We start from the raw sequence: 14,139 nt of genomic DNA, 5'->3' as shown, positions 1-14,139 counted from the left end.
TTCCCTTATCATCACACTTTACCACCACCACTTTCATTCCGGCCATCACAGCACTGGCGGGGTTAGTCCCATGAGCAGATGAAGGGATCAATGCCACATTACGGTATCCCTGATTGCGGCTTTCATGAAACGTTCGAATGACCATAAGGCCGGCATATTCACCTGCCGCCCCCGAATTGGGTTGCAAACTCACATCTGCCAGCCCGGTTATTTCTGCCAGGTCAGATCTCAGTTCATCCATAAGCTCATGATAACCACGGGCCTGATCTATGGGCACAAATGGATGAATGGAAGTAAACCCGGGCCATGTCAGTGAAAATAATTCGGATGCGGCATTCAGTTTCATAGTACACGACCCCAATGAAATCATAGAATGAGCCAGGGAAATATCTTTACGCTCCAATCTCTTGATGTAGCGCATCATCTCAGTTTCAGATCTATAGATGTTGAAAACTTCCTGCTGAAGAAAAGGACTTGTCCTGATAAACTCGGGCTCTAAAGCATTGTCCGCTGAGAAATCCTCGGTATTCACACTGGTTTCATCCACAATACCGGTAATGATGTCCACCAACTCCTGAACATCACTTTCGTAAGTCGTTTCATCCAGACTGATCCCAATGAGCGTTTCATCCTCAAAATAACGCAGATTTATCTTTCTCTTCAGAAGCTTTTCTCTCAAATCTCCAACCGTCAGGTTCTTTGGTAGCCCCAGCAGAATGGTATCAAAAAAGTTATTATTAAAAGACTTAAATCCCTTACTCACAAGAGACCTCTGAAGCTGCACTGTCAGATTATGGACTCGACCGGCAATCTCTTTCAATCCTTCGGAGCCATGCCACACGCCATAAAATCCCGCCATTGTTGCCAGCAAGGCCTGTGCAGTACAAATATTGGAGGTAGCTCTTTCACGTTTGATATGCTGCTCCCGGGTTTGCAGGGCCATTCTCAATGCCGGCTGACCAGTTGCGTCTTTGGAGACCCCGATAATACGTCCGGGCAAGGCCCTTTTGTAATCTTCAGTAGTCGCAAAAAATGCAGCATGAGGCCCCCCATAGTAAAGTGGTACACCAAATCTTTGGGTGGAGCCAAAAACAATGTCGGCTCCCCATTCTCCGGGGGGAGTAATCAAGGCAAGTGAGAGTAAATCAGCTGCCACAGCCAGCTTGCCTCCGCCACGGTGAACCGTCGCGGCAAAATCGCTAAAATCTCTTATTTCGCCACGGGCATCGGGGTATTGTACGATAGCGCCAAAGAATTGCTCCGAATCAAAAGTCTCATTCGCAACATCTGCAAATATCAAATTGATACCCAACGGGGTGGCTCGGGTTTCCAATACAGCTCTTGTTTGTGGCCAGATGTATTCATCAATCAGGCAGGAATTCAACCCCGATTTAACCTGATCCCTACTCCTGGTATTATACATCATAATCATAGCCTCGGCAGCAGCAGTAGCTTCATCCAACAAGGATGCGTTGGCCATCGGCAGGGCCGTCAACTCCGTAACCATGGTCTGAAAATTAAGCAGTGCCTCCAGGCGTCCCTGCGAAATCTCTGCCTGATAAGGCGTGTAAGAAGTGTACCACACCGGATTTTCCAGCACATTGCGAATAATCACAGAGGGGGTAAACGTATTGTAATAACCCATCCCGATATAAGTCCTGAATATTTCATTCCTCGCGGCAATTCCACTAATACGCTGCAAAAACTCCTGTTCCGAAAGTGCAGGAGAAAGATTCAGCTCTCCTTTCATTCTGATACCATCGGGTACCGCCTGATTAATTAGATCATCAAGAGATGAAACCCCTACTCTTTCAAGCATCAGGTCTGTTTCACGGGCATCGGGCCCAATGTGCCGGTCTGCAAATTGACTCATATCGAACTATTTGGATAAATATTATGTATCAGTAATGGTTTAGGAAACAAGGTTATAAAAGAACTAATTATTTCTAATTCCCACCAATGATTTTTATCAAAAGTCTGACATGAAATATGGTTCAATCGCTTCTTGTTAGCTTATGTGGTTCAACAACTATTATCTATTGCAAAAAAGGATTGTTTCTTTTTTCCTCCCCAATGGTAGTTACCGGTCCATGGCCTGAATAAACAGTTACCTCGTCTGGCAGCACCAACAAGCGGTCTCTGATTCCATCAATAAGTTCATGTTGATTGCCTCCGGGAAGGTCGGAACGCCCAACACTTCCTTTGAACAAAACATCCCCGGCGAGTAAAATCTTCTCTTCGGCACAATAGAATGCAATGCCACCGGGAGAGTGCCCGGGTACATGAATAACTTCGAACGAAAACCCGCCCAGTTTTACCTCATCACCATGCTCAACATATTTTGTTGGATAGGGAGGATTTTCATTCAAATCCATCCCAAATGCAGCTGCCATATCCTTGGTTCTGTCAACCAAAAATGCATCCGCGTCGTGCCCCAGTGTTTCAAGCCCCCATTTCTTTGTAACAAAACCTGTTCCCAATACATGATCTACATGCAGATGAGTTTGAAGAAGCAATTGAGGACGAAGTTTCAAGGCTTCAATTCGCTCCACCAATCGTTCTTCCTCATGAGGAAAAAGCATCCCCGGATCTACAATTGCACAATCACCATCGTCGGTATAAACCAGATAGGTATTTTCCTGAAAAGGATTAAAAATTAAACTTTCAACATGTATCATATTCACTCTTTCATTTCTGTTTGCAAAAAAAACTCGACTAAGATGTCAGAAGAACTTTAATCTATTCTGTGATACCCTTCAGCAAAGGCACAAAAGCAAAATCACCAAAGGTCTCCTGTTCAAACTCCTCTTCTGATAAACGTTTAATCCTTACCATTGTTTGTGATTTTATCCCGACTGGGATAACCATCAGTCCCCCGATTGCAAGTTGAACCAGCAACCCAGAGGGAACCAATTCAGCACCGGCAGTGACCAGAATCCTTTCGAATGGTGCATTATCAGCCAATCCCTCATTCCCATCACCTAGAAATAGTCTGATATTCTTATACCCAATCTCTTTCAATAATCGTCCGGTCTTCTCATGCAATCGTTTCTGGCGCTCAATGGAAAAAACTTCAGCCCCCATTTCCGAAAGCACAGCCGCCTGATAGCCGGAACCGGTTCCAACTTCCAACACTTTAACTCCGGGTTGTACATCGAGTAAACCACTCTGGAAAGCTACTGTATAAGGTTGTGAAATCGTCTGTCCCTGACCAATAGGAAAAGCCTGGTCCTGGTAGGCAAGATGAACAAAAGAATTGTCCATAAAAAGATGCCGGGGCACGCGCCCGATCGCCTCTAACACCCCTTTATCAGTAATTCCTTTCTTTTCTATTTCTAACACAAGACGGTTTCTCAACCCTTTGTGACGAAACGAATCATTTACATTTATCATTTAACAAAAATAACCGGATGCCCGATAGAAAACAAAAAAACATCAACATCCACATGACTTTGGTCAAAAGAAAATCATTTTTCTCCTATATAAACATACCAAAACCTTTTCTTTTACGTATCTTAATTAATAAATCCCCCTCAAACCCAATTAAATCCTTAAACCATTCTGGATTTTGGAGGTTTGATAACAATTAATGAAATCTTCTGCCAAATTTCATTAACTGACAGAAACAAAAATGTACCCCTATCCCCTGAAAAAAGCAGAACCATTGACCAAACTATCTTTATGAATGAAGTTTACTAAAGGCAAACAAAAACCTCTTCCGAAATATAAATTGGCTCTGTTATTTTTTCAGGTGCCAACAGAAAATGTATTGGCTAATATTACCAAATACATTGAAACACGTCCGCAAGTGGAAATTGAATATTTCTGTGACCAGAAATTAGCACTCATATTTCATTACGCGGGGCAGATTTCCGCTTTCCCCGAGTCGTTTCACAATGGTCCTGCTGATGAATTGATCGTTGTAGGATATCCTGCCAAAGGGTCCGTTTCACAGGAAATGCTTCTGTCCATGAAATTGTCCCGGGCAATCATTAAACTCATCCCGGTAGAAATGGATCTGCTCACCGGATTGATGGAGGTCGGCAGCTTAAATGACATCCCGCACATCAGACTTTTCCCCGACAAGATGACCAAAACACACAAAGTGACCAAAATTATACTGGGAAAAGTCATAGCGGTTTTGGGAATACTTTTTACCGTCTTGCTTTTGCCTTTTATTGCCATATTTATCAAAGCAACCTCCCCCGGCCCAATCTTTTACAATCAGAAAAGACTGGGGAAAAATGCCCGGCCATTCACGCTTTACAAATTCAGAACAATGGTTCGCCACGCAGAGGAAAACGGGCCACAGCTGTCAGGAATTAAAGACCTGAGAATTACCAAAGCCGGCAAAATTCTCAGATATTGGCATCTGGATGAACTTCCACAGTTCTGGAACATTCTGAAAGGCGACATGGCTTTGGTAGGACCACGCCCTGAGCGACCATTCTTTGCACGATTTCTGGCCCAAAAATTACCTTACTACAAGATAATTTATCAACAGAAACCCGGATTGACCTCGCTTGGCATGATAAAATACGGTTATGCCAGCAGCATTGAAGAAATGACGGACCGCCTGTATTATGATATTGTCTATCTAAACCGACCTACTTTCATGATGGATGCAAAGATTCTCATAAATACGATCCAGTATATCTTTCTGAAAACTTTTTATGCCCCTTCTGAAAAGAGGAAAGAAAAAAATATCGAAAATCTAAAAGCTTTAACAACTTCACACGATCCCCTTGTCAGATGGTTGTTTTTTAAAAGTAAAATTGATATTTAAACCCAGCCCTAAACAGCTGTTCAATATATCCCAAAGCCCTACTCCGGGATACATAAATAATCCTCAGTTGGAATCAAAACCTGACTTAACAATCTCTCTAACTGCCCTTTCAGGGCGATAATGATAATTTTTCCAATGGCCCAACGCGGTGCGTTGGGCTAAATTAAGCAGGGCTTTCAGCCCGATAAACGCTCCATCCGCATCACTTCGTCCCATAGAAACAGGATCATCAAGAGTGAAACAGCCTGACCCTGTTTATGGGTAAAACAATCTAATTCGTTACTTCACAATTTTCCCGGGCAATAGTGGTATTAAAGCTTAAAAATATGTTTTTCTAAATTCGTATAGTCAAACGAACAACACACCTACATCCGGAAACATCGGGATTGAAAATCTGCATTTTAACACAAAACAACTTTTAAGCACAAATAACTGATTAGCAAGAATTTATAAAAACCTAACGAGATATTAGACTAATATGGATTCAAAAAAAAGCCGGGAAACCCCGACCTCTTTTTACTGACTATGAATTATTAATCTGTGTATTTACTCTTTAAATATCTTGTGCCACGACGAAGCATTACGCTTATCCACCACCTCCAGAATATACAATCCCGAAGAAAGCAATGATAGATCGAAAGCATTTTGTCCGGTAGATTTTTCATCAAAGACCACGCGTCCGGAAAGGTCATATACTACAACTCTGTCAATTTGCGTTAGGTCTGTCATTTCCACAAAAATTTTATTCTTCACCGGATTAGGAAAAACCCGGACCCCATTTGAATTGTCAAAAATCCCGGGGCCGGTTGAAGTGACATTCTTGAATCCGGGCAACTTTTCAGAAGTATAGAGAGCAAATTCACCAGGTTGAAGAGACAACACCATATTTTCATTGGTGACATTGATACTGTCGCCCTGAAAATGATTGTACCACCAACCCGTACTACTGAAAAATGCAGCCTTTCTCGAAGTCTCCACCCCAAAGTTGCCAATTAATCTCACATCCACATTATCTCCATTCAAACTGATGCGCTTTACTTCTCCGGCAACATCCATTTCAAAATCGCTGGTACTAAAAACAGCATGATTCTTTCGAAGATCAATCATTCCTGCATAAAAATTCCACAAGGACTCTCTCGCATAATTTCCAAGATAATTCCACCTGGGAGGTTTTTGTCCCAAACGCCCTCCTTCATCAATGCTCACATCATACCCCATTTCGCCAAACTGCCAAATCATTTTTGGTCCCGGTATCGACAACAGAAATGCTGATGCCATAGCTGAACGCATAACTGCATTTTCCAGTTCCTTCACATCGTATCCATCAAGAAATTTTCCATAATTCAAGGCTCTGAACATAACCCTTTCTTCATCATGACTCTCCATATAAGCCACCACATTGGGAGAAGTCCAGCCACGTTGTTTGTATGAAGCCCAGGTAAAATCAGATTTTCCGTTTTCATTGAACCCCATCACAGCCTCACTGAAAGGATGATTCATATTGCCCCACAGCAAGATTCCATGATTTGCTAGTTGTGTTTCTTCAGTATTATCCGATAAATGTTCAAAAATCACGATGGCATCTGAATTTCTTGCCCATATTTCATTGGACATCCGTTTGAGAATACTGATACGACTGGCATCGTATTCGCTTGCCCATGATGAAGTACCATACGGAGTATTGGTAAATCCTTTGGTGAAATCAAATCTAAAACCATCTATCCTGAACTCAGACATCCAGTAGGAATTAATACTGTCAACCAATTGTCTGGTGTATTCACTTTCATGATCAAAATCGTATCCCCATTGCGCATCGGGATTGGCCATATTGTGTTCCCTGTTGTACCATGGATTGTTTGCGGCAGGCTTATCACCCTCCCAGTACATACGCACCAGGGGCGACTGACCAAAACTATGATTCAACACCATATCCATTATCACAGCGATACCCCTTGCATGGCACTCATCCACAAATTCCTTATAGTCATTTATGGTACCATAGGCTTTGTCGGTGGCAAAATAGAAGGATGGATTGTACCCCCAGCTGTCGTTGCCCTCAAACTCGTTAAAAGGCATCAGCTCAATGGCATTAACGCCAAGGCGCTGCAAATAATCTAGTGTATCGGTAACCGTTTTAATATCCTGAGCGTCGGTGAAATCGCGAATCAGCAATTCATAAATCACCAAATCTTCGGTTGCAGGAGCAGTAAACTCAGCGGTCTGCCACTGGTATTCATCAGGAGTGGTTGTAAAAACCGAAACAATTCCATCTGCTCCCTTGGCTGATGGATAAGGTTTTAGACCGGGATAAATTCCTTCGGTTATATATTTATCGTTCCAGGGATCCAGTACTTTATTTGTGTAGGGATCAGCAATTTTCACTTCTCCATCAATATAATACTGATATGCATATTCCTCTCCTGCCATTAATCCCGGAACAGTCAGCCAGAAGAACTCACCATCTTTCTTCATCTGCGCCTCAGGACGAGGTTCCCAGTTATTAAAATCGCCTAATACATAAACGTAAGATTTTTCAGGTGCCTGAAGGAGTAATGTGGCGGTATTGTCATCCACAACATTCACCCCGTTTTTTAATCCGGCGGGACGAGGCTCCGCAACCACCGGTTCCTTGATATAGAAATTAACGGTATCGGCATCAGTTTCAATCCCTGCTGAGGCCACAAGAATTAATTGATGACTGCCTTCGCTGGGGGCATTAAATGAATAAGCCAGTTGCCCTGTTGCGGCTGTAGCCACTGATGCTCCGTCAAGAAAAAGCTCCAACCCGTCGGAATCCTGCCCCTGACCTTCTACATTAATTAGGGTATTCGGGTCAAATAGTGCACCATCAGCAGGAGATGACAGCAAAGCTGTTAATCCGGCAGTATATACATCCACCAAAATATCCTTACCTCCTTCATCTTTTCCTTCCAGCCAGCTTCCGCCAACTTCAGACGCACTCCTGAACACAAACGCCATTTTCAGGATTTCTTCTCCTTCAGGTACGCCATAATAGCTTCGAACATCGGGGGTGATGGTGAGTTCATAAGTATTGTCAGTAACCCTGGTCATTTTAGCCTTTTCGACATTGACGCCCCAGCCGGCCACCACATATCTCCAGTCCGCATCTCCGGTACTTTCACTGGTAATCACCCCGGTATGAGCATATACATCTCCGGTGAAATTTTCCAATCCGCCCGTTCCGGCGGTAGCATCAAAGGTCACCACTATTTCAGTGTCCCCGGTGGGGATAGCTGGTTGGGTTGTTACTACCTGGGCCGAAACCCAGGAGGTAACAAATCCTATGAACATGAAAAAAAAGAGTCGCTTCATATTGTTTGTTTTACTGTAAAACCTAATGCTTTTTTCTAAACTAATCTCAATTCAACATTCTTCGTTAGACAAAAGAAACTTTAAATTTATATGCCACCCCTTTTGTCAGGCAACCTCAGAATGATTTGCTTCCGGAAAAACTTAGGTAACATAGTTGCTCACCGGATTCTCTATTAATAACATCACCTGGTCAATCTCCTTTTGTATTAACAGGTGGATGGCATCAAGAGTTTCAATGCCATGATCAAAATATATTTTGTACCCTTCTGATGAGGGCAGATTTTCTTCAAAGTAATTGGTAAAGGCTTCCGGAATGGGATTATTCTTCTTTGAAAAGGTTCCGGGCCAATGAGTACTTAAACATTCAACGCCTCCAAAAAAGGAGAGACACACATTTTTTTGAGATGGGAAAAGGTACTATTTGAAAAAATCACTTTTTGTCTGTTCCAACGTGTTTGTTCCTTTCACATCAACAGAAGCAATATCTTGCTGAATACAAGATGAATAAGAAAAAACGGGGAGTTTCAAAAGATAATATTTAATGCCAATAATAAAAAAAGGAGGCAGCCGGAATTGTTCCGGCAACCTCCTCCATTTTCATCATATTAGTTTTGAGTCAACGAACCAACCAGGGCCCAGGGATCAAATGTAATGGTATAATTACCTGCATCACTAATAACCATATTGTCGCCACCAGCTATCAGAGCATTCAAATCACCTCCATAGTTCAAATCCCAGGCGTCATCAGCACGGATTTTGTATTCTCCGGCCAACAAATCCAGCGTAACGGTGAATACTTCATTCACCTCATCCCAGGTCATATTGGTATCATTGTCCCATCCACCGGGAGTTGCACTTCCAATAATGCCCCAATGATGCGCACTATAAGTATATTCGTTAGGTGTACTCAAGTCCAGTGTAATGGAATAATCAGCTTCCATTGCTACAGGAATATTTGATCCACCTGCATCCAGAGTATTGTCACCTGCGGTGCTGCCATAATCATAAGTCCAAGCATCATTTGCGCGGAATTTAAAAGTACCTGTTCCTGCAGTAAGATGAACACCACCCTGCCAAACTTTAGCATCCTGATTATAACTCAGGTTGGTGTCAGTATCCCATCCACCGGGAGTTGCATCACCTATAACACCCCATTCGGTTTTAACTAAAGTGTAGGTTTTTTCGGCAAGACTTGCCTGAACCAAATAGTAACCATCCTCCGGAACTGAAATATTATCACCAGGATTGGTCAAACCACCTGATCCATCGTCACCAAAAGTTGTAGCCTCATCCCATGTGTGATCTGTTGAAAGCTTAAGACCACCTGCTGTCAGATAAGCGTAGCCTTCTGCCAAACCACCACTGGATGGAGTGGAGATAATGTAGGCCTCTTCTCCTTCAATATTCCAGCCGTTGTAGTCACCTACCAACCAAAATTTACTGATGCTTAGGGTTGTGAAAGAAACCTCTTCTCCATAGGCTGTACCTGCGCTATTGGTTGCATAAGCCCTTACATAATAAGTGGTACTGTTTGATAATCCTATCAGCGAACTCACAAATTCACCCATTCCTTCTCCATCGACAGTAACACTATCTGTCTGACTGATATCCGGATTAGGGTTTGTGCTATAGCAAATACCTGTTGCTGTTACAGCACCACCACCGTCAGCAGTAACATTACCACCAATAACGGCTGATACACTGGTCACTTCAGTTGGTTCAACTGTAACAACGGTAGGAACAACCGGCTTGGTTGTAAAAGTAACTTCATCACCATACAGTGTGCCACCGGGAGTAACGCCGTATGCACGAGCATAATATTTAGTAGCAAAATCAAGTCCGGAGAGAGTAACCATAAATGTAGCACCGGTTTCATCACCGGAATAAACCACTTTACTGTCCTCTACCGTAGGTTCCTGAGAAGTACTGTAGCAAATTCCTTTCTCCGTAAAATCCTCACTACCGGCTACAATAAACCCTTCAACCGTAGCAGTAGCAGAAGTTACCTCCATGCTTTGAGTTGTCTTCATCGAAGGCTCAAGCCTTAATTCCGACATTTCTTCTGTGCAGGAAGCCGAGAATATTGCCAGCAATGCAACAAGACCAAGACTTCCATATTTATTGATTTTTTTCATATTCTAAAATTTAAACGTTAAGATTTTGAAACTCCCTGTGATAGTGAACAATTTGATTGGCATCGCCCAAATTCACAGGGAAGCTTCTTTTTTCTTAATTACTCCACCGTGTTTTCAACAATTGTATAAGTACCGGTAGTATCATCAATAATATTAAGTGTAATGGTATAATTCCCGGCAGTTACCACAATATTGTCACCGCCCTGAACCAAATTATCAGGAGTACCACCAAGGTTCCATGCCCAACCATCATTTTTTCTGAATTTAATATCACCATCAACAAGATCAAGAGTAATACTCCAGGTTCCTGTTTTGGGATCATAATCCATCTTCTGGTCCGGTGTATCCCAACCATTGGGCGTAGCAGAACCAACAAGGCCAATCATATATGGATCCGTAGTGAAAGTCAGGTCATTAATGTTGACTGACATTTGATACCAGCCTGATGCTCCCGGTTGAATAGCAGAGCCATCTACAACAAGAGTTCCACTGCCACCACCATACTCGGTATTGGTCTCCGGATCAAACAGCGTGTAGGGATTTTCTGAATCCAGTTTAACAAATCCTGAATAATTACCATCACCCAGCGGAGATTCTATCTTTTGATCCATCCCTGAGTTAAGCAGTTCCAGACGAGGTAAACCATACAGATAAACATCGGCAGTTTGAACGGCAGAGATATACTCAAAAGGATCGGTTCCGGTACCAGGAGCTCCTGTTCCTGCATCAACAACCAACACCGCCCTAAGTCTGAAATCCAAAGATGACGTTGCATCAGCAGGGAACTTCTTCAATAATGCGGTATTCAAATCACTTGCTGTAATCTTAATTTCATCAGCCTGAACCCCATTATACAATTGCACGGGATCTGCAAAGTTAGTACCTGCAGCTGCAGCTTCCAGAAAATAACGAGCTGAAGCCTGAAATCCTGGATCTACAGGGGTTGCAACAAACTCCAGAGAGTCGGTTCCTCTATCTCTGCTTAGTGTTAATTCAGGCATCGTCTGAATAGACGGTGCTATCGGGTTTTCTCGCATTGTTACGATCTCGCCTTCGTCTTCGCAGGCAACGAGACCCCCAAGCAACCCAACAAAAGTCAGATATAATAATATTTTATTTTTCATCGTTTATTCTTTTTTTGGTTTAGTAACCCGTGTTTTGTTGAATATTTGGATTAGCGGAAACTTCATCCCCGGGAATCGGAAACACATCCAAATGACTGGAGGTAGCAGTTCCTTCAAAAGTTCCACCTTTCCACTGCCAGTTATAGGTACCATTCGAGAATTGTCCGAAACGAACCAGGTCGGTACGACGCTGAGCTTCATAATAAAACTCCCGTGCACGTTCGTCAAGGATAAATTCCTCTGTAAGTTCAGCATCGGTTATATTTCCGCTTTCATCACCGTATGCCCTTTCACGAATCACATTAATATCAGCAATAGCTGAGCTGCGATCTCCAAGATGGAAATTTGCTTCAGCTCTCATCAGATATGCATCAGCCAGTCGAAAAATAGGAAAGTCGGTGCTGGCATAGGCGGGGTTATAGTTCTCAGCTTGAGAACCATCTGCATTGCGTGCAGTAAATTTGTAAACACCAATTCCATAGTCTCCACTTGATGAAGGACTGGGAATATCAATAGTCCTCTTTATTTTGAGATAAACCCTATTATCATCAGCTGCAGTAAACTCCCGGTCAGTCATCGGAACTGGTACATTTCCATAAGTTGCAAGAGTATCAACCAGAATGTTCATGAAATCTTTACGAGAACGGTTACCATTCCAGTTGGTATTCTCAGTTAATCCGTGATATTCTTCTGCAGGAAGGTAGTCGGCGTCACTGCTTGATTCAATGAGGAAAGTTGTTCCAACATATCCCTGAGTGTTAACACCATCCTGTTCCCAGGCAAAAATCATCTCAAGATTACCATCGTCATATCCGTTATCGGCACTGAAGTTCCGACGATAGTTCGCTGCCAGTTCATAAGCAGGACTAGCAATCACTTTATCGGCATAGAACTTACAGCTGTCCCATTGTGCTGTTCCGGTAAAAACTTCCGCATTGAGATACAAACGGGCCAAAAGCATCCAAACGGCGCCTTTGTCGGCCTGGGGATAAGAGAATCCGGGTTCACCCACTTCATCCTCAATATCCTTCAGTTCAGTAACAACATAATCGAATAAGTCGGCACGATTGATCTGTTCAGGATAAAATTTACCAACTCCATCTTCTTCGGTAGTAAATGGAGGATTTCCAAAAAGGTCAATCATCCAGGTATAGGCTAATGCCCTTAAAAATCTGGCTTCAGCCACATATCTGGCAACTTCCGGATCTTCACTGCCCTTATTCATACGAATAAAGTCATTGGCATAAGTAACACTCAAGCCCAAACGTTGATAAAGTGCAGTCAGGAATGGGTTACTCGGACTCCATGTTTGGGTATTCAAGTCAGCAATACCCACATCGCCCCATGCACAAATAGCTTCATCGGTAGAAATCTCCTGAAGATTCCACAAAGCACGCATGGTTGTAAAAAAGTTCTCATCAGATGCAGCAATGTCTGCTCCACCATTATCACCTTGGCCGGCAATGATGAAACTGGCATAAATCTTACCCAATACCTGTTTCATATTGTCAGGATCATCCCCTAAGTTTCCGGAGAGAATTGTATCCGGGTCTTTGGGTTTTACGTCAAGATCATCCACACAGGAAGAGAACATCCCGGTGAACGTCAAAACTCCTAATATTATTAATATCTTATTCATATCTATATCTTTTGAAAATGGGAAATTAGTAAGACAGATTAATACTCAGCATAAACACCTGAGGACGCGGGTAGAAGTTATTATCAATTCCACCATCCACTTCAGGATCGAGTCCGTCATAATCAGTAATAGTCCAAATATTTTGCGCTGTCAGACTAACATACGCAGATAATTTGTCTGTAATATTCTCGAAGTTGTATCCCGCTGTAACGTTATCCAGCTTAAAGTAAGAAGCATCCTGTACAAAATAATCAGAGGTAAGCTGACGTTTCACAAAATCAGTTTTTCTCAATACCCTAGGGAAATTCTTCCAGTAACCAATTTGCTGTATCTGGTCGTAAGATGAACCGGCAGCTACTTCATTATACACATAGTTCCCAATACTGGCACGGCTGTTGGCTGAGATGTCAAAGTTTTTATAGTTAAACCTCAGGGAGAAACCGAGAAGATATTCAGGCACTGGGTTGTTGTAAATATACTTGTCAGCATTGTCTCCATTAACTGCTCCACCTTCTCCGGAGATATCTTCATATAACCCTTCTATAGGTTTCCCACTCTGGTCATACACCTGACGGTTCATAAAGAATGAATACGCAGTTTCGCCAACACGGGTGACCTGTTTCTGTCCTGTCATTGCATCTCCATAAAGAATTCCCAGATAATCAGGGTCATCAGACATCAGCAGTTTGGTAATTTCATTCTCATTATAAGAAAGGTTAAAACCAACATTTAGCGACATATCTCTGGTAGAGAATGGGATGAAGTTCAACGACACTTCATATCCACGGTTTTCAAGACTCCCAACGTTGGTTAATAATGTATTGGAAAAGTTACTTCCGGATGGAATGGTAACCTCGTTCAATAAATCTTCGGTCTCTCTCTTATAAACATCTACAGAACCAGAAATTCTGTTCCTGAAAAATCCGAAATCTAAACCAACGTTTTGAGTAGTAGTTTCTTCCCATTTTATATTTGGATCATAAGCATCAGGACGAAGAGTTGGCATAAAGGTTCCTCCGATAGGATAATAGGATCCTTCTGAAGCCAAAACATAGGCTGCCTGGGCAGGATAATCACTACCAATATCCTGTTGCCCGGTAACACCCCAGCTTACGCGAAGTT

Annotated in this window: 10 protein-coding genes and 1 pseudogene; 1 reads left to right on the top strand and 10 read right to left on the bottom strand. The window is 42.6% G+C overall.

The window, feature by feature from the left end:
* The 3 genes and pseudogenes from QZZ43_RS16115 to QZZ43_RS16105 form a co-directional block, all read right to left on the bottom strand.
* Positions 1-1,873 (bottom strand): annotated as a pseudogene (locus tag QZZ43_RS16115) (glycine dehydrogenase (aminomethyl-transferring)); the annotation flags it as partial.
* A gap of 163 nt (positions 1,874-2,036) precedes the next feature.
* Positions 2,037-2,678, bottom strand: coding sequence for an MBL fold metallo-hydrolase (locus QZZ43_RS16110; RefSeq protein ID WP_291861516.1), 642 nt, complete (start codon positions 2,676-2,678; stop codon positions 2,037-2,039).
* 61 nt (positions 2,679-2,739) lie between these two features.
* Complete coding sequence (locus tag QZZ43_RS16105) at positions 2,740-3,393, bottom strand: protein-L-isoaspartate(D-aspartate) O-methyltransferase (RefSeq protein ID WP_291861514.1); 654 nt, start codon at positions 3,391-3,393, stop codon at positions 2,740-2,742.
* A gap of 292 nt (positions 3,394-3,685) precedes the next feature.
* Here QZZ43_RS16105 and QZZ43_RS16100 point away from each other — a divergent pair, with 292 nt between their 5' ends.
* Positions 3,686-4,786, top strand: coding sequence for a sugar transferase (locus tag QZZ43_RS16100; RefSeq protein WP_291861512.1), 1,101 nt, complete (start codon positions 3,686-3,688; stop codon positions 4,784-4,786).
* A gap of 63 nt (positions 4,787-4,849) precedes the next feature.
* Here QZZ43_RS16100 and QZZ43_RS16095 read toward each other — a convergent pair whose 3' ends face one another.
* From QZZ43_RS16095 to QZZ43_RS16065, 7 genes are all read right to left on the bottom strand, one after another.
* Positions 4,850-5,002: a hypothetical protein gene (locus QZZ43_RS16095; protein WP_291861510.1), complete on the bottom strand. Its 153-nt coding sequence runs from the start codon at positions 5,000-5,002 to the stop codon at positions 4,850-4,852.
* Between the two features lie 330 nt (positions 5,003-5,332).
* Complete coding sequence (locus QZZ43_RS16090) at positions 5,333-8,119, bottom strand: alpha-amylase family glycosyl hydrolase (protein WP_291861508.1); 2,787 nt, start codon at positions 8,117-8,119, stop codon at positions 5,333-5,335.
* 141 nt (positions 8,120-8,260) lie between these two features.
* Positions 8,261-8,512, bottom strand: coding sequence for a hypothetical protein (locus QZZ43_RS16085; RefSeq protein ID WP_291861506.1), 252 nt, complete (start codon positions 8,510-8,512; stop codon positions 8,261-8,263).
* Positions 8,513-8,724: 212 nt separating this feature from the next.
* Complete coding sequence (locus QZZ43_RS16080) at positions 8,725-10,254, bottom strand: SusF/SusE family outer membrane protein (protein WP_291861504.1); 1,530 nt, start codon at positions 10,252-10,254, stop codon at positions 8,725-8,727.
* Positions 10,255-10,352: 98 nt separating this feature from the next.
* Complete coding sequence (locus QZZ43_RS16075; protein ID WP_291861502.1) at positions 10,353-11,378, bottom strand: SusE domain-containing protein; 1,026 nt, start codon at positions 11,376-11,378, stop codon at positions 10,353-10,355.
* A gap of 19 nt (positions 11,379-11,397) precedes the next feature.
* A complete protein-coding gene (locus tag QZZ43_RS16070) occupies positions 11,398-13,017 on the bottom strand; it encodes a RagB/SusD family nutrient uptake outer membrane protein (RefSeq protein WP_291861500.1) in 1,620 nt (539 codons plus the stop codon).
* A gap of 25 nt (positions 13,018-13,042) precedes the next feature.
* Positions 13,043-14,139 (bottom strand): TonB-dependent receptor (locus tag QZZ43_RS16065; RefSeq protein ID WP_291861498.1); only part of this gene is annotated, 1,097 nt, incomplete at its 5' end.

Origin of the sequence: Marinilabilia sp., from assembly GCF_016278715.1 — a bacterium.
Lineage (GTDB): Bacteria > Bacteroidota > Bacteroidia > Bacteroidales > Marinilabiliaceae > Marinilabilia.
The sequence above is the reverse complement of the archived record's forward strand: the minus strand, read 5'-3'. Positions and strand labels throughout refer to the sequence as shown.